We start from the raw sequence: 26,794 nt of genomic DNA on the forward strand, positions 1-26,794 counted from the left end.
CTTGTCGATTCCACGCCGCTGCCCTGCGCCATGTCGCGGGATACCGTGAAACGCAGCGATCTCAGCGGGCATGCCGGCTACGGCTATTGCGCTTCGCATTCGCGCTACTTCTGGGGCTTCCGGCTTTACCTGATCAGCACACCGGAAGGAATGCCCGTCATCTGGGCCTGGCGAACCCGAAAATTGGGGAACGCGAAGTCACCCAAGCGCTGCTGGAAAAGGACCACCATCTCGTCCAGGCCAGCCAGGTCATCCTGGGCGACAAAGGCTTCGCCGGTAAGGACTTCGAACGCTTCATTACCAAGGACCTCGGCGCCCACCTCATCAGGCCCGACCGTAAGGACGAAAAGCCACGCTTCGGCAAATTCGGTGGCATCCGGCAGTGGATCGAATCAGTCTTCGACACCCTCAAAGGCCAACTCACCCTCGAAGACCACGGCGGACGAACCTCGAAGGCGTCTACGCCCGGGTCGCCGCCAGACTACTGGCCCTCGCGGCCGGAATCTGGCACAACTGGCTGACCGGCACGCCCCGCAAGCGCTCCCTAATCGCCTACGACCACTAAATCCAATCGGAATTAATCATCTAGGACCCCAAGCATGAGCTGCGCGTCCTTCGCGTCGTCAAAGCATTGAGTCTTGCGTTTCCTGGTTTTTTTGTCGACCCAGCGAACCAGATAGGCGGTTGAGCCATCTTTCCGGGGCCGTTCTTCGATGTTCGGCATGCTGTTTACTATGCGACTCGACGACGGACAGGCAGCGGAAATCGGAGGCCGCGTGGTCGAAGAAAGGCTCCACGTGGTCGAGGGCATAAAAAAACCCCGGAGATCCGGGGTTTTTCTAGTGCGCGGAGGGGGACTTGAACCCCCACCCTCGTTAAAGGACTAGCACCTCAAGCTAGCGCGTCTGCCATTCCGCCACCCGCGCAGGTGATGTTTTCCGTAGCTCTAAACCTCGGAAGCAGCGAAAAAAACTCTAACACGATGGAGGCCCAAGAGTTTAATCCGCTCCCTCGCGGGGGCCCGAGACAAAGTGGTTAGGCTGGTGGAACAGACCATTTGGCTCAGGAGGCCCACACGATGACTATCAAGCCCGAAGACGAAGTTGTCCGCATCTGCCAGGAGCTCATCCGCATTGACACGTCCAACTATGGGGACAATGTGGGTCCGGGCGAACGAGCGGCGGCCGAGTACACGGCGGGCCTGATGGAGGAAGTTGGCCTGGGGTCACAAATTTTCGAGTCGGAGCCGGGACGCGCCTCCGTGATCGCCAGGATGCCGGGCTCCGATCCGTCGCTACCAGCCCTGGTGGTCCACGGCCATCTCGACGTCGTCCCCGCCCAGAAGGAGGACTGGACGGTTGACCCGTTTAGCGGCGAGGAAAAGGACGGCCTCATCTGGGGCCGCGGCGCAGTGGATATGAAGGACATGGACGCCATGATCCTCTCGGTGCTTCGCAGCATGCAACGCGACAAGCTCCAGCCCAAGCGGGACCTGATCTTCGGCTTTTTCGCCGATGAAGAGGCCGGCGGCAAGTACGGCGCATCTTGGCTGGTCGACACCCAGCCCGGCCTGTTCGAGGGTGCTACCGAAGCAATCTCCGAGGTCGGCGGGTTCTCCGCCACCATTGGCGGCCAGCGCACCTACCTGTTGCAGACCGCGGAGAAGGGCATTTCCTGGTTGCGCCTGGTGGCCCACGGCCGCGCAGGCCACGGGTCGCAGATCAACACCGACAACGCCGTCACCCGTCTCGCACGCGCCGTCACCAGGGTGGGGGAGTACCGGTGGCCGATCGAGCTCACCCCCACCACCCGTCAATTCCTCGACGGCGTGACCGAACTCACCGGTGTTGAGTTCGACGCCGACAACCCTGACGCCCTCCTCGCCGAGCTCGGCACGGTAGCCCGCTTCGTGGGTGCCACCCTGCAGAACACGTCCAACCCGACTGTGCTCAAGAGCGGTTACAAGCACAACGTCATCCCCGGCACCGCCGAGGCCCTGATCGATGTGCGCACCCTCCCCGGCCAGGAGGAGCAGGTGCTCGCCACCATCAAGGAGCTCGCGGGCGACGGCGTCGACGTCACCTACGACCACAAGGACGTCTCTCTCGAGGTGCCGTTCGCCGGCAACCTGGTCGATTCCATGATCGATGCCCTCCACAGCCAGGACCCCGGTGCGAAGGTCCTGCCGTACACGCTTTCGGGCGGCACGGACAACAAGTCACTCAGCCGCCTCGGTATCACCGGGTACGGCTTCGCCCCCCTCCAGCTGCCCGACGAACTGGACTTCACCGGTATGTTCCACGGCGTGGACGAGCGGGTCCCCACCGAGTCGCTGAAGTTCGGTTCGAAAGTCCTCCACCGCTTGCTCACCACCTACTAGAGGCACCGGCCGGTTCAGGCCGTCCGCTCGACCCGAAGGACCTTGCGGCGCATCCAGTACCGCCGGCCGCCGCCGAGGTAAATGCAGCTGCGCTCCAGTTCCCACTTACCGTATTCGGCGTGTTCCGTCAGTGCCTGACGGGCTGCACTGACCGGTTCGCCAGCGTTGACGGTCAGTACCAGATACTCGTATCGGCGTTCGACGTCACGCTTCGGAGCCGTCGCGCTCATAAATTGTTCTCGCATTTCCCTCCAATTTTGATCACTTTACCGATAACGTCTACCCATGAGTATTGATCCGCGTGTCGCGCTCCAATCCCTGGTCTCGGCGCTTGAGGAGCACCTGAATGCGGCCGCCTCCCGGCGGGGCGACGAGGATCCGGCGGTCGAGGCCGCCTATGTGGCTGTTGCTGACGCCTTCGATACCTATGAGGAAGTCCTCTACGACGCCCACGGCGAAGTGACGCCCCTGGTGATCTACGAGGACGGCGACGACGAGGACGAGTCCTAGGACTGAGCTGACACCTCGTCCAGTACCTCGGAAATCTGGGTAGGTAACGGATCCTGCGCTGCGGACAGCACATCCTTTAGTTGGTGGCTCGTCCGGGCTCCGGTCATGGCTGCTGCTACCGTAGGGCGATGCAGCACCCAGCGCAGCGCTACCTCCAGCGGGGCGAGATCCAGGCCCTTGGCCGCGGTGACCAGCGCCTCGGTAACCCGGTGTGGGCGACCCATCAGATACGGCTCGACGTACGGTGCCCACACATCGGAGGCGGCCCGGGAATCCGACGGGGTCTGTCCCCGGTACTTGCCGGTCAGCACTCCGCGTCCTAGTGGGGCCCAAGCCACCAATCCCACGCCGAGAGCCGCGGCAGCGGGGGTCGCCTCACGTTCAACGGTACGGTTCAATAACGAGTATTCGGCCTCGTGGGCAGTGATGGGGAACCCTGCTGTGGCTGACGCGAGTGCCAGTTCCCAGCCCGCATGATTGGACACGCCCACATAGCGGGCCCGGCCGGTCCGGTAGGCGAGTTCCAGCGCTCCAAGGGTCTCCTCCAGGGGCACAGCGGGGTGCCGGGCCGGTGCCAGCCACAGATCAACGTAGTCGGTGCCCAGCCGGGCCAGGGACGCATCGAGTGAGTCGAGGAGGCCCTTCCGGGACCCGTCAGCACGACGCACCCCCGCGTGTTGCCGTGCTGACCCGCCCTGGACGGCGAGAACCAGCTCGGAGCGGGCGACGCTGTCCCCGATGAGGTCCCCGAGCATCGCCTCGGCCTGCCCATCCGAGTAGCGCGCGGCAGTGCCCACCAGGGTGCCTCCCGCCTCGGTGAACAGCCGAAGCTGTTCCCGCGCGGTTTCTTCGTCCGCCTCCTGACCCCACGTCATTGTGCCCAATCCCACACGGGATACTGTCAGACCGCTGCTACCCACGTTTCGCCACTGCATACGGTAAGCCTAAAGCCTGGGACAGGACTGCTGCCTCCCGGTGCCGGGCGGGTACGTGCTCTAGGGTCTTAGATGTGAATTGGATCGAAGCTGCCATCCTGGGCCTGGTGCAGGGACTGACGGAATTCCTGCCCATCTCCTCCAGCGCCCACCTGAGGATTGTCGGCGAGTTCCTGCCGAACGCCCAGGACCCGGGCGCCGCCTTTACGGCGATCACCCAACTCGGTACGGAGACCGCAGTAGTCGTTTATTTCTGGCGTGACATCGTCAGGATCATCCGTGCCTGGGCCAAGTCACTGGTCGGAAGGGTCCCGACCAGCGACCCGGATGTGAAGATGGGCTGGCTCGTCATCCTCGGCAGCCTCCCGATCGGCATCCTCGGCCTGCTCTTCCAGGACCAGATCGAGAGCACACTGCGCAGCATGTGGCTGACGGCATCCATGCTGGTGATCTTCGGCCTGATCCTGGCGGTGGCCGACGCCGTCGGCAAGCAGAACCGTTCCCTCGATCAGTTGACGTACCGCCACGGCATCGTCTACGGCTTCGCCCAGGCGCTGGCGCTCATACCGGGCGTCTCCCGGTCTGGCGGCACCATCACCGCTGGCCTGTTCATGGGCTACAACCGGGAAGCCGCGGCACGTTACTCCTTCCTGCTCGCTATTCCAGCCGTCTTTGCCAGTGGCTTCTTCCAGCTGATCAAAAGTATCGACGAGCCGGGCCCCTATGGTCTGGCCGAGACGGCGCTGGCGACCGGGATTGCTTTCGTAGTGGGCTTCGTCATCATCGGATGGTTCCTGAAGTTCGTCTCGACCCGAAGCTACGGGCTCTTCGTCTGGTACCGGATCCTGCTGGGACTCGCCCTGTTCCTGCTCCTCGGATTCGGCGTTATCAACCCCTGATTGTCCAAGCATGGCGGCGTCCCGACCGGAGCACTGGTCGGGCCGCCGCCATGAAGAACGTATTGTAGAAGGCGTGATTGCGTGGAACTCCCGGCCCATTCCTGTCCTTCCCGGTGGAAGCGCCGATATCGGCCTGTATGACACTAAACAGCAGCAGTATGTCGCCCTGCCGACCGACCCACGCCAGGGTCTCTACGTTTGCGGCATCACACCGTACGACGCCACCCACATGGGCCACGCCGCGACCTACGTCGCCTTCGATCTCCTGAACCGACTGTGGCGCGACTCCGGCGCCGTCGTGAACTATGTCCAGAACGTCACTGACATTGACGACCCGCTCCTCGAACGGGCGGCCGCCACCGGGGTCGAGTGGACTGAGCTCGCCACGCAGCAGACAGAGCTGTTCCGCGAAGACATGTACGAACTCAACGTGATCCCGCCCGACCACTACATTGGTGCAGTCGAATCGATTGAATGGATCGTCCCGGTGATCAAGTCCCTGCTCGAGCGGGGCATCGCGTACCCGGTGCCCGGTGCCGGATCAGAGCCCGACGGCGACATTTACTTCTCGGTGGAAGCCGCGTCAGCCTCACTGACGGGGCCCGACGCCTGGTTCCTCGGCGCCGTGTCCCACCTCAGCCAGGACGACATGACCGGACTTTTCGCCGAACGCGGCGGCGATCCCGCCCGGCCTGGGAAGAGGCATCCCATGGATGCGCTGCTCTGGCGCGTGGCCCGGGCCGGTGAACCGGATTGGGAGGGGAACACCCTGGGACGCGGTCGTCCCGGTTGGCACATCGAATGCGCTGTCATCGCCCAACGCTTCCTTGACCAGCCGTTCACCGTGCAGGCCGGCGGATCGGATCTGGTGTTCCCACACCACGAGATGAGCGCTGCCCATGCCGAAGCGGCAACCGGAACCCCGCTGGCCCGGCATTACTCGCACGCCGGCATGGTTGGGCTGGACGGGGAGAAGATGAGTAAGTCGCGCGGAAACCTGGTGCTGGTGTCCACGTTGCGCCGGGACGGAGTCGATCCGGCGGCAATCCGGTTGGCCATCCTGAACCACCATTACCGCTCCGACTGGTCCTGGACGGACAAGGCCATCCCACAAGCCCAGGATCAGCTCTCCAGCTGGCGTCTAGCCCTAAGCTCCGCCACTGAGGACTCGGCTGCTGCGCTCACCGCTGAGCTGCGGGTGGCACTTGCCAACGATCTCGACGCGCCGGCCGCCGTCGCCGCCGTGGATCGCTGGGCCGCCGGTGCACCCACGTCCGGGGGCACCGCAAACGGGGCCGACGACGTGGTGAACGCGCTGGACGCCCTGCTCGGCATCAGGCTGATCAGGTAATTTAGCCGCCCCGGTGTCAGTCCTTGCGGCGCTTCTTCAGGTACCGCTCAAATTCCCTGGCAATTGATTCACCGCTGGCTTCGGGCAGCTCGGCGGTATCTTTGGCTTCTTCAAGCTGCCGCACGTAGGCCGCCACTTCGGGATCCTCAATAGCGAGTTCATCGACGCCGCGCTCCCACGCCTCGGCCTCTTCGACCAGGATGTGGGTGTCCACCGAAAGGTGAAGCATTTCCTCCAGGCGGTTCAGCAGGGCGAGCTGTGCCTTGGGCGAGGGGGACTGGCCCACATAATGCGGCACAGCTGCCCACAGGGACAACGTTGGGATGTCGGCCAGCAAACCCACCTCACTTAGCACCCCGACAATGCCGATCGGACCCTCGTAGGTGGACGGCTCGATGTCGAGGTTCTCCCTCACCAGCTCATCCTCGGAGGTGACGGTGACCGGGATGGGCCGGGTGTGTGGCACGTCGGCGAGCAGGGCCCCGACCAGGATGATGCAGTCGACGTTGAGCTCCTTGGCCGTGGCAATCAGTTCGGCCGTGTAGGCCCGCCATTTATAGGACGGTTCGACCCCGTGCACCAGAATAATGTCCACGTTGGTCTCCGGAACGGACGCCTTACTGATCCGGGTGGTGGGCCATTTGATCTTGCGCTGGCCGGCGGCGTCCCGGGTCACCACCGGTCGGGTGAACTGGAAGTCGTAAAATTCGTCGGCGTCGATCGTCGCCACCTTTTCGCTGCCCCAATACCTCCCCAGGAACTTCAAGGCGTCGCTGGCAGCCTCGCCGGCGTCGTTCCAGCCTTCGAAAGCGGCGAGCATGATCGTCACCCTACGCTCAGGCACATCACTATCCTGGAAAAGGCCACGGATGCCGGGCTGGACGCTTTCATCAAAGGTACTCACCACTTCACCCTAAACCTCCCCGCCAGCTGTTGGCAGCTATTGCTCACCGCTTCGCGCAAAGCCGAAGCAGCCACGAGCGTTGCTGGCCGCCCCGTAGACTGGGGCCATGGCTATTTCCGATCCCAGTACAGCTGCGCCACGTTCCGGACAGGCGCCCGACGCCGACGTCGGAGGATTGCAGGCTGTTCTCTGGGACATGGACGGGACGATCGTCGATACCGAGCCCTACTGGATCCAGGCGGAAAAGGATCTGGTTGCGCAGCACGGCGGCAGCTGGTCAACCGCCGACGCCGAAGCCCTGGTGGGCCAGGCTCTTTCCTTCTCGGCCGGTGTCCTGCAACGGGCCGGCGTTGAGCTGTCCATCCGGGACATCATCGATCATCTGACTACCGAGGTACAGACCCGCGTCGCCGAAACCGCCCCTTGGCGACCCGGCGCCCGCGAACTGCTTGCGGAACTTAAGGCGCAGGGCATTCCCTGCGCGATGGTCACCATGTCCGAGCAGTCCCTGGCCGCCGAAGTGGTGAGCCAACTGCCGCAGGGCACCTTCGCGCTTCTGGTCACGGGGGACATGGTCCAGCGGGGTAAGCCCGACCCTGAGGCCTACCAGCAGGCGTTCGACGCGTTGGGTGGGGCCTCCGGCAACCTGACCAAGGACCGGGTCGTGGCAATCGAGGATTCGCTTCCCGGTGCGACATCGGCGGAATCTGCCGGTTTGATCACCCTGGCGGTACCCCACATGATGGCCCTACCCACCGATCGTGGCTGGTACGAATGGCCCACCCTCGAACACCGTTCGGCGGCGGACCTGAACCAGCTCGTCCTCGACCGCCGCGCAGCCCCGGCAGAGCAGACCACCCGGTGACCACCCCCGAAGCCCAGGGGCTGCGCAAGCGGGAAGGCATCTCGCTGGGGCGACTGGCGGGGATCCCCATTGTTCTGGCCTGGTCCTGGTTCCTCATTGCCGGGTTCGTTGTTGTGGTCTTCGGGCCTCAGGTGGCCCGGGCGTTTCCCGGTATCGGAGCTGGCGCCTACGGGGTTGCCCTCGGCTATGCCTTGCTTCTCGCGGCGTCAGTGCTGGTCCACGAGCTGGCTCACGCCCTCTCCGCCCGCCGGTTTGGGTGGCCGACAGCCCGCATCGTCCTGAACCTCTGGGGCGGGCACACCCAGTTTGAAAACTTCAACGCCAGCCCCGGCCGCTCCCTGATGGTGGCGCTGGCCGGCCCGGCCGCCAACTTCCTGCTCGCCCTGGGCGGCTGGCTGACCATCCCACTCTTCGAGCCCCAATCGGTGGGACGCCTCCTCGCCGATATTTTCGTGTGGGCGAACCTGTTGGTCGCCGTGTTCAACGTGCTCCCTGGCCTGCCGCTCGACGGCGGGCGGATCGTCGAATCGGCCGTGTGGAAAGCCACCGGCAACCAGGACAAAGGTACCGTCGCGGCAGGCTGGGCCGGGCGCATCATCGTGATCCTGCTGGTCGTGGCAGTGCTCGGGCTGCCCCTGCTGTTCGGCGGTACTCCCGATCTGACCGTCGTGATCCTCGCCGCCGTGATGGGCGCGTTCCTCTGGATGGGGGCGACAGCAGCCATCCGAAACGCCCACATGCGGTTGCGACTCCCGGCGGTGAGCGCCGGGCGGCTCAAGCAGCCGGCACTGAGCATCGCCGCGGGGACCACGGTGCAAACGGTCAGAAGGCTCGCCCGGGACAACCCCGGGGCGGCGATTGTCCTCACCGGTCCAGGGGGTCTGCCCGAAGCCGTGGTGGATACCGGAGCGCTGCTCAGCGTTCCCGACGACGCAGCCGAACAGACCCTGATCAACGCTGTGGCCCGCGCGCTATCGCCGGGCGCCTACGTACTGGAATCGGCTGAAGGCCAGGAACTGGTCCAGTTCCTCGCGAAACTACCCGGTAGCGAATACGCGGTGATCGACCGTCTCGGTCGGGTCACCGGGCTGCTCCACCAGTCGACAGTCATTTCGGCCATTACCGGCAAACCCGCCACCAACCCGTAACCCCCACGGCACACCCGCTGCACTCCTGCCACCAGCTAAGGACTTTTCTGATGAACACCCCCGGCACCACCCCCGCGGAACACCCTCCCCACGGTGCCGCCGTCCGCCGGGGCCCGTTCCGTGCTGGTGAACGCGTGCAGCTGACCGATGAGAAGGGCCGCATGAACACCGTCACACTGACCCCCGGCGGAGCCTTCCACACGCACAAAGGATTCCTGCTGCATGACGGGTTAATCGGGTCTCTGGAAGGCACCGTGCTCACCAACACCAGTGGCCAGTTATATCAGGCGTTGCGCCCGCTCCTGTCAGACTTCGTGCTGTCCATGCCCCGCGGCGCTGCAGTGGTCTATCCCAAAGACGCCGGCCAGATCATCACCATGGCAGACATCTACCCTGGTGCCCGGGTAGTGGAGGCGGGAGTGGGCTCCGGCGCCCTGTCAATTTCCCTGCTGCGGGCCGTCGGGGATGCAGGCTATCTGCATTCCTTCGAGCGCCGTGCCGAGTTCGCCGATATTGCCCAGGGAAACGTCGAGACAATCTTCGGCGGACCGCACCCGGCCTGGAAGATCACCCTGGGCGACTTCCAGGAGCAGGTAGTCCAGCAGGAAGAGCCGGGCAGCGTTGACCGGGTGGTCCTGGACATGCTGGCGCCCTGGGAATGCCTGGACGCAGTAGCGACTGTGCTCGCACCTGGCGGCGTCTGGATCAACTATGTCGCGACGGTCACCCAGCTGTCCCGGACCGCCGAAGCGATCCGAGCTGACGGCCGGTTCACCGAACCCGATGCCTGGGAATCGATGGTGCGCGGTTGGCACCTTGAGGGCCTTGCCGTCCGCCCGGATCACCGCATGGTGGCCCACACCGGCTTCCTCCTGATCACGCGACGGCTGGCGCACGGTGTCACCGGGCTGTCGCCCAAGCGGCGCCCGTCCAAGACCGATTTCAGCGCGGAAGACCTCAACGCGTGGACCCCCCAGGCGGTGGGTGAGCGTGAAGTATCGGATAAGCGGCTGCGCCGGGTGGCACGCGATGCCAGCTCCACCATCCAGCGCGGCGCCCTGCCCGCTGAGGAGGCGCAGGCCCGCCGCGACCGGATCACTGACGCCGCCGAGGACACTACCCCGGACGCCGACAGGCGCTAAGCCGACGCGGGTTGAGGGCGGGTTCTCAATTGGGGGGGCCGGCGTGACTATCAAGAATTACGCGGCTCACTGCGCTATGGTCGAATGAGAGTACTAATCGAGCACTGAAGGTGGGCGATACACATGGCTGACTTCGAGAACGCAGACCCGCCAGAATTGTCCGCGGACGTCCCACCCGAAGCCGCAGCTGGGGCTGGCCAGCTAGCCGCAACGCAACGGCAGCTAAACATTCTGCGGGACCGCATGCGAAACATTGACCGGCAGCTGTCCGCGGCCGCGCAAAACAACACCAAACTGGTGGCCGCGCTCGAAACCGCGCGGGCCGAAATCGTCCGTCTCAAGGGCGCCCTGGAAAATGAGGGTGCCACCCCCTTCAGCTTCGGCACCATCATCGCGATCAATGTGCAGGGTCCCGCGGAGCAGGGCACGACGACGTCGGGCACCGCCCAGGATAGCGCCGACATTCTGCAGTCCGGCCGGAAACTGCGGGTAGCGATCAGCCCGCTGGTAAAGGTTGAGCAGTTGATGCCCGGGCAGGAGGTCCTCCTCAACGAGTCGCTGACCATTGTCGCGGGGCTGGCCTTCGAACGCGCCGGGGAACTGGTCACCGTCAAGGAACTGCTGGGCTCCGACCGCGCCCTGGTGATCGGGCGGGCCGACGAGGAACGCGTGGTCAGGCTGAATGGGCCACTCCAGTCGGAGCGGATCCGGGTTGGAGATGCGCTGTCCGTCGACAACCGGTCCGGTTACGCACTGGAGAAGATTCCCCGTAGCGAGGTGGAGAATCTCGTCCTCGAAGAAGTTCCCGACATCGCCTACGAGGATATTGGCGGGCTGGGCCCGCAGATCGAGCAGATCCGTGACGCCGTCGAACTGCCGTTCCTGCACCCTGACCTGTACCGGGAACACGGGTTGAAGGCGCCCAAGGGCATCCTGCTCTACGGCCCGCCGGGCTGTGGCAAGACCCTCATCGCCAAGGCCGTAGCCAACTCGCTGGCCGCCCGCGCCATCGAGCGCACCGGGTCCACCGAAACCCGCAGCTACTTCCTCAACATCAAGGGTCCCGAGCTGCTGGATAAGTACGTCGGGGAAACCGAACGCCACATCCGGCTGATCTTCGCCCGGGCCCGCGAAAAGGCCTCGGACGGCAGCCCCGTTGTCGTCTTCTTCGACGAAATGGATTCGCTGTTCAGGACACGCGGCACCGGGGTGTCGTCCGATGTGGAAACCACCATCGTTCCGCAGCTCCTCAGCGAGATCGACGGCGTCGAGAAGCTTGAAAACGTGATTGTGATCGGCGCCTCCAACCGGGAAGACATGATTGATCCCGCCATCCTCCGGCCTGGCCGCCTGGACGTCAAGATCAAGATCCACCGTCCCGACGCCGAGGGTGCAGCCGAAATTTTCGGGAAGTACATCACCGAGAACCTGCCCCTGCACGACGACGATCTGGGGGAGCACGGAGGCAACCGATCAGCCACCGTGCAGGGGATCATCCGGCGCACTGTCGAGAAAATGTATTCAACCGAGAAGTCCAACGAATATCTCGAGGTCACCTACGCCAACGGCGACACGGAGATGCTTTATTTCAAGGATTTCAACTCCGGCGCCGTAATCCAGAACGTCGTGGACCGGGCCAAGAAGTACGCCATCAAGGACCTCCTGCTGGATGGCCAGAAGGGCCTCAGGATCGAGCATTTCCTGCGCGCCGTCGTCGACGAATTCCGTGAGCATGAGGACCTGCCCAACACCACCAACCCCGATGACTGGGCCCGGATCTCCGGCAAAAAGGGGGAACGGATCACCTACATCCGGACCATTGTGCAGGGCAAGGCCGGCCAGGAACCCGGGAAGACCATCGAAACCACAGCCAATACCGGACAGTATCTGTGACACCAGCTGGACCAGCCACCGATCCGTCAGTCCTCGATCCTGAACAGTTTTCCGCCCACCGCGTGATGGGCACCGAAACCGAGTACGGCATCATTGCACCGTCGATCCCGGACGCCAACGCCACCGTCCTGTCCTCCCAGGTAGTGAACGCCTACGCCGCGACGCTGCGGGAGGGGCTGGGAAATCTCGCAGGCACCCGCTGGGATTACACGGATGAAGCCCCCCTGGCCGACGCGCGCGGCTGGCACCATGCCCGGCACGCCGCCGAGCCGGCCCAGCTGACCGATTCCCCGCCGGTGCTCACTGCCGAACAGATTGCCCTGGTCGATGCCACGCTCGACGACGGCGGCCCACTGGATCAGGCGGTGCTGATGAACCTGGTCCTGAACAACGGGGCCAGGCTCTACGTCGATCACGCGCACCCCGAATATTCGTCGCCGGAAGTGACCAACCCGCTCGACGCCGTGCTGTGGGACCGTGCCGGTGACGCCGTCGCTCTGGCCGCCATGCGACGGATCGCCGCGACGCCCGGCTTCGCACCGGTCCACCTCTACAAAAACAACACCGACAACAAGAGCGTCTCCTACGGTTCGCACGAGAACTATCTGGTCCCACGTAAGGTCCCCTTCAATCACCTGGCCTCGGTGCTGATCCCGTTCTTCGTGTCCCGCCAGACCATCTGCGGGTCTGGCCGGGTGGGCATCGGCGCCCTCAATCAGGTGCCTGGTTTCCAGCTCAGCCAGCGAGCCGACTTCTTCGAGAACGAGATCGGGCTCGAAACAACTGTCCGTCGCCCGATCATCAACACCCGTGACGAGCCGCACGCCGTCGCCGAAAAGTACCGGCGGCTCCACGTCATCATCGGTGACGCCAACCTGAGCGAACTTTCCAACTATCTGAAACTGGGCACCACCTCGCTGGTGCTCTCCCTGATTGATCGGGATAGCGCGCCAGTCCCCACGATCCAGGACCCGGTCCGTGAACTGCAGGCCGTCAGCCACGATCCAACCCTGAAGCACCGCATCAGACTTGCCGACGGCAGGCTGATGACAGCACTGGACCTGCAGGAGCTGTACCTCGAGGCGAGCCTCAGTGAAGCCGACCGCCAGGGTGGGATCGACGGGCAAAGCGCTGACCTGTTGCACCGGTGGGGAACTCTGATCGACACCTTGCGTCGGGACCCGTTCGACGCCGCACACCAGCTCGACTGGGTGGCCAAGCTGAAGGTACTCGAGGCCTACCGGAGCCGCGACGGACTGACCTGGGCTGATCCTCGCCTGGGCCTGGTGGATCTGCAGTACTCGGATCTGCGCCCGGAGAAAGGCATTTACCACCGGCTGTCGGCCCGCGGCCAGATGGACCGGCTGGTCACCGACGAGCAGGTCAACGCGGCGGTGTCGCGCCCGCCTGAAGACACCCGCGCCTACTTCCGCGGCCGTTGTATCAGCAGTTTCCCACGGGAAGTGGTGGGCGCCAGTTGGGACTCCATCATCTTTGAACTGCCCTCCCAGCGCCGGCTGCAACGGATCCAGACCCGCGAACCGTTGCGCGGAACCGCTGCACTCACCAAGGAACTGTTCGCGGTTTCCGCTGACGCCGAAGAATTTGTTGCCCGGCTTTTGAGCAGGCCACAATCCAGCATGGCACCATAGAGATCACTAGGTTTAGCGCATCACATCCTCAGCAATGAAAGGTGCCCGCCATGGCTACACAGGACCGCAGGAACACCGGGTCTCGCCCCGAGGAACAGGACGAGCAGCAGGACACGCCGGTCCCGGACGCCGGTGGGACTCCCGACGGCGGAGCGCCTGCCGCGCAAACCCAGGGCGTCGATGACCTGCTCGACGAAATCGATGGGGTCCTTGAGTCCAACGCCGAAGAGTTTGTTAGAGGGTTCGTCCAGAAGGGCGGCCAGTAACCTCAATGAAGTTGGAAGACGCCACCGCGTCGATCGGCCGGGCTGCCTCAACGTCGTTCAGTGGATACCTCGGATTAAACCACCCCGATCTCCTGCCCTCCAGCCGCTCGGCCGGGGGGTTGACGCCGGCCGGCGCCGCCACGATGGCACCCCATGCCACCACGATTGTGTCGATGACCTACGCCGGCGGTGTGTTGATGGCCGGCGACCGGCGTGCGACGATGGGCAACATCATCGCTAGCCGCCACATTGAGAAGGTATTTCCGGCAGACATGTTCTCGGTCCTCGGCATTGCTGGTAGCGCGGGAATAGCTCTCGACATCATGCGGCTGTTTCAGGTGGAGCTGGAGCATTACGAGAAAATTGAGGGCACTTTGATGAGCCTGGATGGTAAAGCCAACCGGCTGGCCGCAATGATCCGGGCCAACCTGCCGCTTGCCCTCCAGGGGTTGGCCGTCGTCCCCCTCTTTGCCGGGTTTGACACGGTCCAGCGGGTCGGCCGGCTGTTCTCCTACGATGTGACGGGTGGACGCTACGAGGAGCAGGAACACCACAGTGTCGGTTCCGGCGCCGCCTTCGCGCGGGGCGCCCTGAAGAAGCTGTGGAAACCGAATCTCGATGAGGACCGCGCGGTGCGGGTCGCCGTCGAGTCCCTCTACGACGCCGCCGATGACGACTCAGCAACGGGCGGCCCCGACGTCGTCCGCCAGCTGTGGCCGGTGGTCTACACCGCCAATAGCGCTGGAGCCCGCCGGATCCCCGAGCGGGAGCTGGCGCTGGCCGCCGCCCAGGTCATTGATTCGCGGTCAGTGGCGGGCCGGGAGGCATGAGCATGACCCAACAGTTTTACGTTTCTCCCGAACAGCTCACCAAGGATCGCGCCGATTTTGCCCGCAAGGGGATTGCCCGCGGGCGCTCGGTGGTGGTGCTCAGTTGCCGGGACGGGATAGCGCTGGTCGCAGAGAACCCTTCGCCGTCCCTGCATAAGGTCGGCGAGATCTACGACCGGATCGCCTTCGCTGCGGTAGGGAAGTACAACGAGTTCGAGAGCCTGCGCCAGGCCGGGGTCCGGTACGCCGATGTGCGCGGGTACTCCTACGACCGCGAGGACGTCACAGCACGCGGGCTGGCCAGTGTCTACGCCCAAAGCCTCGGCGCGGTGTTCACCGCCGACAGCAAGCCGTTTGAGGTGGAACTCGCCGTCGCGGAGGTCGCCCCCCGTGTGGACGCCGACCACCTGTACCGGCTTACCTTCGACGGTTCCATCGCCGACGAGCGCCGGTTCATTGTGATGGGTGGGCAGGCGGACGCCGTCGGCGATGCCCTGACCGGCCAGTGGGACGCCGAGCACAGCTTCGCTGAAGCGGTGCGGACCGCCGTCGACGCCCTCCGGCATGACGACGGCGCAGCTGGCGTCCCCCGGGCCCGGCTGAAGCCCAGCGCACTGGAGGTCGCCGTCCTGGATCGCGACCCCCTGACCACCAGGGGGGCGCGCCGTGCCTTCCGCCGGTTCCTGCCCGCCGAGGTGGGAGACATCCTCAACATCGGGAAGGGTGGTTCCTGATGGACCGCAGAATCTTCGGCATTGAGACGGAATTCGGAATTGCCTACTCCGGGCCCAACTCGCGTCCCCTGTCGCCCGAAGAGGTGGCCCGCTACTTGTTCCGGAAGGTGGTGAGCTGGGGGAGATCCTCCAATGTCTTCCTGACCAACGGCTCCCGGCTCTACCTTGACGTGGGTTCCCATCCCGAATATGCCACTGCAGAGTGCGACGACGTCGCCCAGCTCATTGCCCACGATCGCGCCGGCGAGCTGATCCTCGAGGACCTCGTCGCCGAAGCGCAGCGCCGCCTGGCCCACGAGGGGTACGACGGTCGGGTATATCTGTTCAAGAACAACACCGATTCGGCTGGTAACTCGTACGGCAGCCACGAAAATTACCTAATTCCCCGGAAGCTTGAGTTCAGCCGGCTAGCCGACATCCTGATCCCGTTCCTCGTCACCCGGCAGCTCCTGGTCGGTGCGGGAAAGGTCCTCAAAACCCAGACCGGTGCCGTTTACGCTTTCTCCCAGCGCGCAGACCACATTTGGGAAGGGGTATCCTCAGCTACCACACGATCCCGGCCGATCATCAACACCCGGGATGAACCGCACGCCGACGCCGAATATTACCGCAGGCTCCACGTCATCGCAGGCGATTCGAACATGTCCGAAACCACAGTCCTGCTCAAGGTGGGATCCGTTGACCTGATCCTGCGGATGATCGAGGCCGGGGTCATCATGAAAGACTTCCGGCTGGAGAACCCGATCCGCGCCATCCGGGAAATTTCCCACGACCTCACCGGCCGGCAGCAACTGAAACTGGCGAGCGGACGCACCATGTCGGCGCTGGACATGCAGCAGGAATACCTGTCGCGGGTCCGGCAGTTCGTCGACACGAACGGCGCCCACACCCCTCACGTGGAGCGGATCCTGGAGCTCTGGGGGAGGACGCTGCAGGCCATCGGCACCGGCGACCACTGGCTCATCGACCGCGACATTGACTGGGCGATCAAGAAGAAACTGATCGACCGGTACCGGGACCGCCACGGTCTGGACCTGGAGTCCGCGAGGGTGGCGCAGCTCGACCTGACCTATCACGATATTTCCCGCGAACGGGGCCTGTACTTCCTGCTCCAGCAGCGCGGCGAGACCGGGCGTGTGGTCGACGACGTCGACATCAAAAACGCTGTCGACATTCCGCCGCAAACCACCCGGGCACGTCTTAGGGGCGAGTTCGTCCGACGGGCGAAAGACGCCAACCGCGACTTCACCGTCGACTGGGTGCACCTCAAACTCAACGACCATGCCCAGCAAACCATCCTGTGCAAAGACCCGTTCCAGTCGGTCGACGAACGGGTCGAGGCGTTGCTGGCCCAGCTGTGAATCCCCGGGGAAACTGATCATCCGGAGAAACTTTGGTCCCCAAACCGTTAGGCTGGATAGGTTCAATCACCAGTTACGGGACGCTCGCCGCGGCCCGGACGGCACGCACCACCGATCACCTGCTCAACTGCGAAAGAAGCACCGTGCGAAAAGCTCTCACCCTTGCTCTGCCCCTCCTGCTAGTGCTGACAGCCTGCGGCGGTGACACTGGCGACGCCGAACGGAAGACCGCGGGCGACGCCGCAATCCTCGAATCGGTGCGCGTTGACGGCGGATCCGATGAGGAAGCCCCGGAGGTGACGTTCGAGTCGCCGCTGGAGGTCACCGGGCCCGCCGCAGCGACCATCACCACCGGTGAGGGCGAGCCAATCGCCAACGGCGACCGCGTCTCCTTCCACTTGGTGGGCCTGAACGCCGAGGACGGTGCCGTCCTCGGCGACACCTACTCCGCCGGGCAACCGCAGACCCTCGACCTGACCGAACAGCTACAGGAGGTCGACCCCGAGCTGTATGAAGTGCTCCTCGGCACGACCATCGGCTCGCAGATCGCCTACACCACCGTCCTCGAAGGCCAGGACCCCCAGCAGCTGATCGTCATGCGCGTACTCAGTGCCGAGGAGGCACCACCGGTGCCGGAGGTCCTGACCCCCGAAGAGGTCGAGAAGCTTGACGCCGACGGCCAGCTTCCCACCTTCACCTTCGACGACGACGACGCCCCGGTCATCGACATCCCTGACAACGAACCCTCGGACGACCTGGTCATCAAGGTCCTTGAGGCCGGCGACGGCGAAGTCCTCACCGAGGCAGACACCATCACCGCCAACTATGCCGGCTGGCGCTGGGAAGACGGGGAACAGTTCGACTCCAGCTACCCCGGCGGTGAGCCGGTGGAATTCCCGCTGACCGGCGTGATCGAAGGGTGGACAAAGGGCCTCGCCGGCCAGACCGTCGGCAGCAAGGTGCTGCTGGTCATCCCCGCCCCCATGGGCTACGGCGATCCGGCTCCCGAAGGACGCCCGTCCGGCACCCTGGCATTCTACGTAGAAATCGTCGAAAAGGTCGCCGCCGAATAGTCTTCGGCAGCCCCACCTTCCGCACCAACCCAGAGGAGAAACATGTCAACCGGAACTAACCGCACCAAGCCGGAAATTGAATTCCCCGGCACCAACGTACCCACCGAACTGGTCATCTCCGACCTGATCGAAGGGTCAGGCGACGAGGCGAAAGCCGGCGACACCGTCTCGGCCCACTACGTGGGCGTAGCCTTCTCCACCGGCGAAGAGTTCGACTCGTCCTGGAACCGCGGCGCACCGCTCGACTTCAAGGTCGGTATCGGCCAGGTCATCCAGGGCTGGGACCAGGGCCTGCTCGGCATGAAGGTCGGCGGACGACGCCGGCTGGAAATCCCTGCCAACCTCGCCTACGGTGACCGTGGCGCCGGTGGCGCCATCGCCCCCGGGGAGTCGCTCATCTTCGTGGTAGACCTGATGGGCCTGCGGTAGGCACCAAGCGCACGTAAGAGGTTGATGGCCGGGGCACAGTGTGCCCCGGCCATCGTCTTGCGGGTACTCTTTCCAACGTGTCAGCTAAACGAACCGAACGCCTTCTCACCCTGGTCATGCTGCTGCTGTCCACCCAGCGCGGCTACTCCAAGGAAGAACTCTTCGCCGAAATCGAGCTCTATGGCGGGGCCGCGACCCCGGCCGCCCGGGAGAAACTGTTCGACCGTGACAAGGCAGCGCTTCGCGAACAGGGCATCCCGGTCCAGTCCTTCAGCGACGACCCGGCCTTCGATCACGACAACTCGATCCGGCGGTACCGGATCACCGCCACCGAGTACCGGCTTCCTGCAGTAAATTTTACCGCCGAGGAGTCGGCGGCGCTGACCCTCGCTGCGGGAATGTGGGATGTCGCGACCCTCGACTCGGCGGCCGCCAGGGCGCTGCGGAAACTGCAGGACCGCGGTGCCGCCCGCGACGACGCGGTAGCCCTTCCCGTTGAACCGCGAATCCACACCACCGAACCCCACTGGGATGAGGTGTGGCGTGCCACCACCTCCCGCCGCCCCATCTCCTTCGGCTACCGGGCCGCGAGCACCGGGCGGGAAGAACAACGCAATCTCCAGCCATGGGGGATGGGGAGCCGCTATGGGCACTGGTATGTGGTGGGGCGTGACCTGGACCGCGGCGAGGAACGCTACTTCAGGCTCTCCCGGATCACCACGGCGCCCGTTCAACACGAGGGGACGTTCGAGGTTCCCGATGACTTCACCATGCTTGACTCCCTGGCCTCGCTGGGACGTGCCAGCGAACCGTTCAGCGCCGTCGTGGCAGTCCGCCCCGACACCTGCCATCTGCTGCGCACCCGCCGTGGAGCAGTTGCCGGCGGTTCCAACGACGGCTGGGATACGATCACCTTTTCATACGGCGACCTGGGGGAGGCGGCCGCCGACATCGCAGCGTTCGGCCCGCGCGCCCGGGCCTTAGCCCCTCCGGAACTGGTCGCCCGGGTGGGGGAGCAGCTCCGTGCTGCAGCAGCAGCAGCACAGGACGGACCGTTTTCCGACGTGGTGTTCACCGATCGCGCGGCACGTCCGGCCCGGCGGAAAACCTCATCCGACACCCACCTTCGGCGACTCCTCGACCTGGTGCCTTACCTCCTTGACCACCCGGGAGCGGACATGGACGAGACAGCCAACCGCTTCGGGGTCACCCGTGCGCAGCTGGCGTCCGACCTTGAACTGTTATTCGTCAGCGGCCCCCGCTTTTACCCGGAAGGCCTGATCGAGGTCAGCCTGGATGGTGACCTCATCTTCCTCAGCAACGCTGACCACCTCGCCGAACCGGTTCGGTTGAACCTCGATGAGGCCTGCACGCTCATTGTGGGCCTTGACACACTCCGCCGGTTACCGGGTCTGGACCCCGGTTCTGCTGCTACCACCGCCCACGCCAAACTCACCGAGGCGGCCGGCGATGCCGGGCGGGCGGGCAGCACCATCGCGACCACCCTCACCGAAGAGACTGTGGCCCCCACCCTCGAAACCATCCAGGCCGCACTGACCGCCCGGGTGCGCCTCAAGCTCACCTACCTCGTTCCCACCCGCGACGAGGTCACCCAGCGCACCGTTGAACCCATCAGGGCCTTCTCCAGAGACAGCACCTGGTATCTCGAGGCCTGGTGCACCAGCGCCCGGTCGGTGCGCAACTTCCGCCTCGACCGGATCCAGGTCGCCAGCCTCACAGCAGACCACGCCACGATACGACGGGCCGCCGCCGACGGTGACCTCCTGTTCCGCCCCACCGCGGGGGATGCACTGGTGACCCTCATCCTTCGGCCCCCCGCGCGCTGGGTTGCCGAGCACTACGACGCCGAGCGCACCCAGGAGCTGGCCGATGGGCAGCTCGCGGCGCAGATCAGGGTGGCGACCACCGCGTGGATCCCTGGTCTGATCGGCAGGCTCGGAGGGGACGCGGCCGTCGCGACGCCCGAGGATCTTCGACGCGACTGCGTGGCGTGGCTCGCTGCCGCCCGCCCGAACCACTCCTGACCTGACCGACCAGCGTGTCCCCACCGCAGTTCTGACTCCCCTAGACTTGAGCCATGCCTTGGTGGATGTGGATTGTGATCTGGGTGGCGCTGCTTGCGCTGACCCTCCTGGTACTCGCGGCGCTGGGCTACCACCTCTTCCGCAAGGTCAAGGCCCTCCTTAGGGACGTTGAGCACGCCACCGATGCGATCGACCGGTCCACCAGCCCCGCTGCCGGCCCCGAACAGCCGACCCGCGGCTCAACCGTCGCAGTGTTCAGGGACCCTGGCACCGTCAGGGACGAAGTTCACGAAGCCAAGGCACTCCGGGTTGCCTCCCGCCGAGAGCGTCGAATCCACCGCAGGGTGGAGCGCGGCCAACCGGTAAGCCTGAAAGACCTTCCCCATGTTTAAAACTCGGCCCACGCGGCGCCAACGTGCCAACCCGGCCGAGAACTATGAAAGGATTTCACCATGAGACCTGAAGGTTGGGCACTAGTTGCCATCATCGTCGTCGCACTGCTGCTCTTCGGAGCCCCCAAATTACCCGGATTGGCCCGCAGTGTCGGCCAATCCCTGCGGATCTTCAAGTCCGAAGTGAGGCAGATGAAGGACGACGATCCGGCCGAAACATCCGAGAAGGGTTCACCTGTTGAAGGGCGCATCGTTCCGCCCCCACACGGCGATACTGGATACCCCGACCAGTCAGGACCGGCCACCCCCGGGCAGCACAACCCGCCGGGATCAGCCGATCCGACGTCCCGCACGCCCTAGGCTGAGCAGGCGGTGCTGAAGGTGCGCGGCAGGGGTCGCAAATCCAACCCCGAGGGGCGGATGGCTCTCAAGGAGCACCTGAAAGAAGCCCGGAACCGGGTGATCAAAGCAGCCCTGGCACTGATCGTCGGGACGGTTGCTGGCTTCTTCATCTATAACCCGGTCCTGACGGCGCTTTCCCGCCCAATCCTCGAGCTGAATGCGCGGGAGGGCAGGGAAGCCGTCCTGAACTTCGACGGGGTTGCGTCTCCATTCGACCTGTTGGTGCAGGTATCGGTTTTCATCGGCATCATCCTGGCCAGCCCGGTCTGGCTCTATCAGCTGTGGGCGTTCATCACACCGGGGCTGAAAACCAAGGAACGCCGGGTGGCGTTGTCCTTCATCGCCGTGGCGGTTCCGTTGTTCCTGGCTGGAATCTACCTGGCGTGGCTGGTGTTGCCGAACGCGGTGCGGGTGCTCACCGACTTCACCCCCAGCGGATTCTCGAACATCATCCTCGTGACCGCCTACATCACCTTCGTGTTGCGTCTGATGCTGGCCTTCGGCATCGCCTTCCTGCTGCCTGTGGTGCTGTTCGGTCTGAACCTGGTGGGAATCCTCACCGGCAAGCAAATCCTCAAAGCCTGGCGGATTACGGTCTTTTTGATCTGCGTGTTCGCGGCCATGGCGGCACCGGGCGGCGATGCCCTGGGCATGCTCTACCTGGCCGCCCCCATGGTGGTGCTCTTCTTCATCGCCATCATGCTGTGTTTGCTCAACGACAAGCGGCGCGAACGCAAACGCGCCGCCCTCGACGCTGAGGTTGAGGCGGGGGCCGATAAGGCGTCCCCGATCGACGGACTCTGACCATCCCTCGCCCGGTGCAACCCGCCGGCCGGGACAGCTTAGGCTTGATCCTATGACCTCCCCCGCCGAGCGGTACCAGCTAGCACGGGCGCGCACCGCACACACAGCATCTTCACTGTTTCAGTTCGAAATGACCCTGGGTTTCGACCTGGACCCGTTTCAGCGGGATGCCTGCGTCTGCCTCGAAGCTGGGCGCGGAGTCCTCGTCGCTGCACCGACCGGGGCGGGAAAAACCGTGGTCGGTGAATTCGCCGTCTATCTTGCGCTGGAAAAGCGGCTGAAAGCGTTCTACACCACCCCGATCAAGGCGCTCAGCAACCAGAAATACTCGGAGCTCTGCGCCGTATACGGAGCGGACCGGGTGGGCCTGCTCACCGGTGACACCTCAATCAACCCCGACGCCGCCGTCGTCGTCATGACCACCGAAGTGTTGCGGAACATGCTGTACGCCAACTCGGACACCCTCGATGACCTGGGGTACGTCGTGATGGATGAGGTGCATTACCTCGCCGACCGGTTCCGCGGCGCCGTGTGGGAGGAAGTGATCATTCATTTGCCTTCCGAAGTCAGGCTGGTGTCCCTCAGTGCCACGGTCTCCAACGCGGAGGAATTCGGCGCCTGGCTCGACACCGTGCGGGGGGACACGGATGTGGTCGTCTCCGAGCACCGACCCGTCCCCCTCTGGCAGCACGTCATGGTGGGCCAGAAACTGATGGATCTCTTCGCTGGCGACGTGGCCTTTGACGAGGCGGCACCCGCCGGAGCCGATGTCGGAGCCCAGGACCGCTATGAGGTGAATCCCGAGCTCCTCGACCTGGCGAACTCGGAAACCCGGCTGAATCAGCGTTCCAGCTGGGGAGCCGGCGGGCCCCGGCGGGGGAGGGTACCGGCGAAGAAACCACCCCAGGCTGCGTCCCGGGTGCGGCGTGCCAGCCGGCCCCAGGTCATCAGCGCCCTCGACCGGGACGGCCTGCTCCCGGCAATCACCTTCATCTTCTCCCGTAACGGCTGCGAAGCGGCAGTCGGCCAGTGCCTCGACGCTGGCCTCTGGCTGACCACCGAGCCGGAACGCGAAATCATCGGCCGGCGCGTCGATGAGGCGGCCGTCGACCTGCCGCCCGAAGATCTCGCGGTCCTCGGATTCTGGGAGTGGCGGGAAGGACTGATCAGGGGTTTCTCAGCCCACCATGCAGGGATGCTCCCCACCTTCAAGGAGGTGGTGGAGAAACTCTTTGCCCTGGGTCTGGTGAAGGCGGTGTTTGCCACCGAGACCCTGGCCCTCGGCGTGAACATGCCAGCCCGGTCGGTGGTCCTGGAGAAACTGGACAAGTTCAACGGTGAAGCGCATGTCAATGTCACGGCGGGCGAGTACACCCAGTTGACAGGCCGCGCCGGCCGCCGGGGGATTGATGTGGAAGGCCACGCCGTCGTGCTGTGGCAGCCCGGTACCGACCCGGGCGCCGTGGCGGGACTAGCGTCCCGCCGCACTTACCCGCTGCATTCCAGCTTCCGCCCCACCTACAACATGAGCATCAACCTGGTGGCCCAGTTCGGCCAGGATCGGTCGCGGAAAATCCTTGAAACCTCGTTTGCCCAGTTTCAGGCGGACCGTTCTGTGGTGGGACTCGCGAAGCAGGTGAGGACCCGCGAGGAGTCGCTGAAGGGCTACGAACAGTCCATGACCTGCCACCTGGGCGACTTCGCCGGGTACTCGAAACTCCGCCGGGAACTGTCGGATCTCGAAGATAATGCGGCGAAAACCAATTCCCGCAGCAGACGGTCGGCGGCCGCCTCGTCGCTGGAACTGCTGCGTCCCGGCGACGTCGTTGACCTCCCGGCCGGACGCAGCCAGGGGTACGCGGTGGTCCTGAGCGCCGATACCGCACGGGAACCGCGTCCCACCGTGCTCACCGAGGATAAACAGATCCGGCGGGTCGGAGTGCAGGACCTCAGTGGGCCGCTGGAGGTGCTGTCCCACATCAGGATTCCCAAGAACTTCAACGCCCGCAGCCCCAAGGACCGGCGGGACCTGAGCTCGTCACTGCGGAACGCACTTCACGACAAACGCCCGCCGCGCAGGGGGTCGGCCACCCATGACGGCTTCCACACAGCGGTCACCGAGCGTCAGGAGGCGGCCATCGCCGAGCTCCGGCGAAAACTGCGAGCCCACCCCTGCCACGGCTGTAGCGACCGGGAGCAGCACGCCCGATGGGCCGAACGCTGGTGGAAGCTGCGCCGGGAAACAGACCGTCTCACCGGTCAGATCCGTGGCCGGACCAATACCATCGCGAAAACCTTTGACCGCGTGTCTGACGTCCTCCTCCACTACGGCTACCTGCAGGACACCGCCTCGGGCACTACGGTCACCGCCGCTGGCCGCAAACTGCGTCGGGTCTATGGCGAGAAGGATCTGTTGATTGCCCTGTCACTGGAACATGGTGCTTTCGACGGCCTTGACCCCGCGGACACTGCCGCGCTGGCGTCGGTGCTGGTCTATCAAGCCAAGCGGGAGGAACGTGCTCTGCGGCCGAAGCTGCCCAGCGCTGCGCTGGACTCCTCGATCGACGTCGTCGTCCGCCAATGGTCGGCACTGACCGATCTGGAGGAACAGTTCAAACTTCCGGTCACCGGGGAGCCAGAGCTGGGCCTGGTCTGGCCCATGCACAAGTGGGCCAGGGGCAAGGCGCTGCAGGCTGCGCTGAGCGGCACCGAACTGGCGGCAGGCGATTTTGTGCGGTGGACCAAACAGGTCATTGACCTGCTGGATCAAATCGCTAAGATCGACGATCTACCACCTGGCCAGCGCCGGTTATGCATTGATGCGATTGGTCTCATCCGTCGCGGCGTGGTGGCCTACTCAGCCATCGGCGATTAGTCCACTACTCTCACACCTTTTCTTCATACCTTTTTCCACACCGTCTGGAGCCCCCATGACCCCGCCTCGCCCCGTTCTCTACCGCAACGGTTCGGTCTACTGCGCCGCGGACCCGTTCGCCACGGCGATGCTGGTGGACGGCGATACTGTTGCGTGGATCGGCTCCGAGCATGCAGCAGAGTCGCTGGCCGACTCCACCATGACCGTCGTCGATCTGGCCGGTGCGCTCATCACCCCGGGGTTCGTGGATTCCCATGTCCACACCACCGAGACTGGGCTGGCGTTGGAATCCATCGATTTGTCAGACTGCACGAGCGTCACCGACCTGCTGGACCGGGTGGCCACCGCAGCAGACAACGGCGCTCACACGGTGTTGGGGCACAGCTGGGACGAGTCCCGCTGGTCGGAGCGGACGATCCCCACAGCTCAGCAGCTCGATGCGGCCGGGGGAGGGAAACCCGTCTATCTGGCGCGGGTTGATGTCCATTCGGCTGTCGTGTCAGGGTCCTTCGCCGCCAGGCTCGGGTTGACGGCGCTTGATGGCTGGGACAACGGCTTCGTGGTGCGGGACGCCCACGTCACGGCACGCCTCGCCTCGCGGACCCTCAACGATGCGGAACGATCCTCCTACCAGCGCGCCGCACTCCACCGGGCGGCAGCCAACGGCATCGTCGCCGTCACTGAAATGGGAGCACCGCATATTTCACCCGCTGCCGACCTGCAGTCGCTGCTCCGTCTGGGGGAGCAAACGCAGGGCGAGCACCTCCCGGAGATCCTGGCGTACTGGGGGCAGGCGGTCACCTCGGCGGCCGAGCTCAGTGAGGTGGTCGACCTCTTCGGCGGGCGCCTGGCCGGGTTGGGAGGAGACCTCAACGTTGACGGGTCAATCGGCTCCCGCACCGCCGCCCTTCGCCAGCCCTACTCCGACGATCACACCCATCAGGGCTCAGTCTTCCTCGCGGCCGACGACGTCGCCGCCCACCTCGGTGCTGCGACACGCATGGGTATGCAGGCCGGGTTCCATGTGATTGGCGACGCCGGCCTCGACGTGGTCCTGCAGGGCATGGCCGCGACCGCCGACGCGCACGGGATCGAGGCGGTCCGGAAGGCACGCCACCGGCTCGAACACGTAGAGTTCGCCGACACCGAGGCCATCGCCCAACTGGTGCACTTCGGGATTACCGTAAGCGCACAACCAGCCTTTGATGCGCACTGGGGTGCCACCGACGGCATGTACACCCAGCGGCTAGGCGCCGAGCGGGCTGCCGGACTGAATCCCTTCGCGGGCTTCCTGGCTGCAGGTGTCCCGCTGTGCTTTGGCTCGGACAGCCCGGTGACCTCCCTCGACCCATGGGCCACCCTCCGGGCCAGCGTGATGCACCACAACCCTGCCCACCGGATTTCCGCCCGGGCGGCCTTTATCGCCCACACCAGGGCTGGCTGGCGCGCCGTCGGCTCGGCTCACCCCCTGCTCGGTCAACTGGTTCCCGGGGCCCCCGCGTCGTACGCGGTCTGGGAGGTGGAGGAGCTAATGGTTCAGACTGCCGACAGCCGGGTGCAGTCCTGGAGTACCGATCCTCGGGCGGGCACTCCTCTCCTGCCGGCGCTCGACACCGGGTCGGATCCGGTCTGCCTGGAGACGGTCCACCGGGGCCGCCAGCTCTACCTGGCCGAGGGTTTCAGCGAAATCCCCTCAGCGCTGCGCCCAGCGTCCTGACCTGCATAAACAAGCGTTTGCGCAGGTCAGAGAGCTGTTGACACGTGCCGCACAGCACGTAAGCTTGCAAATCAACGGGTCGAGAAATCCAGCACCACCGATGACCCGACCGAGCCGATTCGGCGCAGTTTCAGGCAGCCACCGATTGTTGGGATGGGCCTCCCATGCGTCGCGGCATCGGTAACCT

General features: G+C 64.8%; 24 protein-coding genes, 1 tRNA gene and 1 pseudogene. 22 read left to right on the plus strand and 4 right to left on the minus strand.

Annotation, left to right across the window (positions count from 1 at the left end):
• A pseudogene (locus tag ACX80A_RS13730) lies at positions 1-565 on the plus strand (IS982 family transposase); the annotation flags it as partial.
• A 278-nt stretch (positions 566-843) separates the two neighbouring features.
• Here ACX80A_RS13730 and ACX80A_RS13735 read toward each other — a convergent pair.
• Positions 844-926, minus strand: a tRNA-Leu gene (locus ACX80A_RS13735).
• A 152-nt stretch (positions 927-1,078) separates the two neighbouring features.
• Here ACX80A_RS13735 and ACX80A_RS13740 point away from each other — a divergent pair.
• Positions 1,079-2,380 carry a M20/M25/M40 family metallo-hydrolase gene (locus tag ACX80A_RS13740; RefSeq protein ID WP_459260317.1) on the plus strand — a complete coding sequence of 434 codons (1,302 nt, stop codon included), beginning with the start codon at positions 1,079-1,081 and terminating at the stop codon, positions 2,378-2,380.
• Between the two features lie 14 nt (positions 2,381-2,394).
• On the opposite strand, the gene ACX80A_RS13745 is transcribed toward ACX80A_RS13740, so the two are convergent.
• A complete protein-coding gene (locus ACX80A_RS13745; RefSeq protein WP_459260318.1) occupies positions 2,395-2,625 on the minus strand; it encodes a DUF5703 family protein in 231 nt (76 codons plus the stop codon).
• A gap of 40 nt (positions 2,626-2,665) precedes the next feature.
• On the opposite strand from ACX80A_RS13745, the gene ACX80A_RS13750 reads away from it, so the two are divergent.
• Positions 2,666-2,890 carry a hypothetical protein gene (locus tag ACX80A_RS13750; protein ID WP_459260319.1) on the plus strand — a complete coding sequence of 75 codons (225 nt, stop codon included), beginning with the start codon at positions 2,666-2,668 and terminating at the stop codon, positions 2,888-2,890.
• Here the strand turns inward: ACX80A_RS13750 and ACX80A_RS13755 are convergent.
• The gene (locus ACX80A_RS13755; protein ID WP_459260320.1) at positions 2,887-3,825 is read right to left on the minus strand and encodes an aldo/keto reductase; all 939 of its coding nucleotides are present in this window, start codon (positions 3,823-3,825) and stop codon (positions 2,887-2,889) included. The two genes, ACX80A_RS13750 and ACX80A_RS13755, sit on opposite strands and share 4 nt — an antisense overlap.
• 74 nt (positions 3,826-3,899) lie before the next feature.
• Between ACX80A_RS13755 and ACX80A_RS13760 the strand changes: the two genes are divergently transcribed.
• Together ACX80A_RS13760 and mshC are read left to right on the plus strand one after the other, a co-directional pair.
• On the plus strand, positions 3,900-4,724 hold the full coding sequence (locus tag ACX80A_RS13760) for an undecaprenyl-diphosphate phosphatase (RefSeq protein ID WP_459260321.1): 825 nt from the start codon (positions 3,900-3,902) through the stop codon (positions 4,722-4,724).
• 73 nt (positions 4,725-4,797) lie between these two features.
• Positions 4,798-6,075: a cysteine--1-D-myo-inosityl 2-amino-2-deoxy-alpha-D-glucopyranoside ligase gene (gene mshC / locus ACX80A_RS13765; RefSeq protein ID WP_459260353.1), complete on the plus strand. Its 1,278-nt coding sequence runs from the start codon at positions 4,798-4,800 to the stop codon at positions 6,073-6,075.
• 16 nt (positions 6,076-6,091) lie between these two features.
• Here the strand turns inward: mshC and ACX80A_RS13770 are convergent, their stop codons facing one another.
• Positions 6,092-6,946: a PAC2 family protein gene (locus tag ACX80A_RS13770; RefSeq protein ID WP_459260354.1), complete on the minus strand. Its 855-nt coding sequence runs from the start codon at positions 6,944-6,946 to the stop codon at positions 6,092-6,094.
• A 139-nt stretch (positions 6,947-7,085) separates the two neighbouring features.
• On the opposite strand from ACX80A_RS13770, the gene ACX80A_RS13775 reads away from it, so the two are divergent.
• The 17 genes from ACX80A_RS13775 to ACX80A_RS13855 all read left to right on the plus strand — a co-directional run bounded on the left by ACX80A_RS13775 (position 7,086) and on the right by ACX80A_RS13855 (position 26,607).
• Positions 7,086-7,844, plus strand: a complete 759-nt coding sequence (locus ACX80A_RS13775; protein WP_459260322.1) for an HAD family hydrolase — start codon at positions 7,086-7,088, stop codon at positions 7,842-7,844.
• Positions 7,841-8,992: a site-2 protease family protein gene (locus tag ACX80A_RS13780; RefSeq protein ID WP_459260323.1), complete on the plus strand. Its 1,152-nt coding sequence runs from the start codon at positions 7,841-7,843 to the stop codon at positions 8,990-8,992. Before ACX80A_RS13775 ends, ACX80A_RS13780 begins: the two co-directional genes overlap by 4 nt.
• 50 nt (positions 8,993-9,042) lie before the next feature.
• Positions 9,043-10,134: a tRNA (adenine-N1)-methyltransferase gene (locus ACX80A_RS13785; protein ID WP_459260324.1), complete on the plus strand. Its 1,092-nt coding sequence runs from the start codon at positions 9,043-9,045 to the stop codon at positions 10,132-10,134.
• A 123-nt stretch (positions 10,135-10,257) separates the two neighbouring features.
• Positions 10,258-12,027 (plus strand): proteasome ATPase, encoded by a 1,770-nt coding sequence (gene arc, locus ACX80A_RS13790; RefSeq protein WP_459260325.1) that lies wholly within the window; start codon positions 10,258-10,260, stop codon positions 12,025-12,027.
• Between the two features lie 65 nt (positions 12,028-12,092).
• On the plus strand, positions 12,093-13,679 hold the full coding sequence (dop, locus tag ACX80A_RS13795; protein ID WP_459260355.1) for a depupylase/deamidase Dop: 1,587 nt from the start codon (positions 12,093-12,095) through the stop codon (positions 13,677-13,679).
• Between the two features lie 50 nt (positions 13,680-13,729).
• On the plus strand, positions 13,730-13,945 hold the full coding sequence (locus ACX80A_RS13800) for a ubiquitin-like protein Pup (RefSeq protein ID WP_459260326.1): 216 nt from the start codon (positions 13,730-13,732) through the stop codon (positions 13,943-13,945).
• Between the two features lie 11 nt (positions 13,946-13,956).
• Positions 13,957-14,775, plus strand: coding sequence for a proteasome subunit beta (gene prcB, locus ACX80A_RS13805; protein ID WP_459260356.1), 819 nt, complete (start codon positions 13,957-13,959; stop codon positions 14,773-14,775).
• Positions 14,776-14,777: 2 nt separating this feature from the next.
• On the plus strand, positions 14,778-15,509 hold the full coding sequence (gene prcA, locus ACX80A_RS13810; RefSeq protein ID WP_459260327.1) for a proteasome subunit alpha: 732 nt from the start codon (positions 14,778-14,780) through the stop codon (positions 15,507-15,509).
• Positions 15,509-16,870, plus strand: a complete 1,362-nt coding sequence (pafA, locus tag ACX80A_RS13815; RefSeq protein ID WP_459260328.1) for a Pup--protein ligase — start codon at positions 15,509-15,511, stop codon at positions 16,868-16,870. Before prcA ends, pafA begins: the two co-directional genes overlap by 1 nt.
• Positions 16,871-17,013: 143 nt before the next feature.
• On the plus strand, positions 17,014-17,943 hold the full coding sequence (locus ACX80A_RS13820; RefSeq protein WP_459260329.1) for an FKBP-type peptidyl-prolyl cis-trans isomerase: 930 nt from the start codon (positions 17,014-17,016) through the stop codon (positions 17,941-17,943).
• Positions 17,944-17,985: 42 nt separating this feature from the next.
• Positions 17,986-18,372 (plus strand): FKBP-type peptidyl-prolyl cis-trans isomerase, encoded by a 387-nt coding sequence (locus tag ACX80A_RS13825; RefSeq protein ID WP_459260330.1) that lies wholly within the window; start codon positions 17,986-17,988, stop codon positions 18,370-18,372.
• 77 nt (positions 18,373-18,449) lie between these two features.
• Positions 18,450-20,417: a helix-turn-helix transcriptional regulator gene (locus tag ACX80A_RS13830; RefSeq protein ID WP_459260331.1), complete on the plus strand. Its 1,968-nt coding sequence runs from the start codon at positions 18,450-18,452 to the stop codon at positions 20,415-20,417.
• A gap of 53 nt (positions 20,418-20,470) precedes the next feature.
• Positions 20,471-20,809, plus strand: a complete 339-nt coding sequence (locus ACX80A_RS13835) for a hypothetical protein (RefSeq protein WP_459260332.1) — start codon at positions 20,471-20,473, stop codon at positions 20,807-20,809.
• Between the two features lie 60 nt (positions 20,810-20,869).
• Positions 20,870-21,169 carry a Sec-independent protein translocase subunit TatA gene (gene tatA / locus ACX80A_RS13840; RefSeq protein WP_459260333.1) on the plus strand — a complete coding sequence of 100 codons (300 nt, stop codon included), beginning with the start codon at positions 20,870-20,872 and terminating at the stop codon, positions 21,167-21,169.
• Between the two features lie 60 nt (positions 21,170-21,229).
• Positions 21,230-22,015, plus strand: coding sequence for a twin-arginine translocase subunit TatC (tatC, locus tag ACX80A_RS13845; RefSeq protein WP_459260357.1), 786 nt, complete (start codon positions 21,230-21,232; stop codon positions 22,013-22,015).
• Positions 22,016-22,067: 52 nt separating this feature from the next.
• Positions 22,068-24,890, plus strand: a complete 2,823-nt coding sequence (locus tag ACX80A_RS13850; RefSeq protein WP_459260335.1) for a DEAD/DEAH box helicase — start codon at positions 22,068-22,070, stop codon at positions 24,888-24,890.
• 55 nt (positions 24,891-24,945) lie between these two features.
• Positions 24,946-26,607, plus strand: a complete 1,662-nt coding sequence (locus tag ACX80A_RS13855; RefSeq protein WP_459260336.1) for an amidohydrolase — start codon at positions 24,946-24,948, stop codon at positions 26,605-26,607.
• Positions 26,608-26,794: the final 187 nt, after the last annotated feature.

The sequence above is a fragment of the Arthrobacter sp. TMN-50 genome, assembly GCF_054511125.1.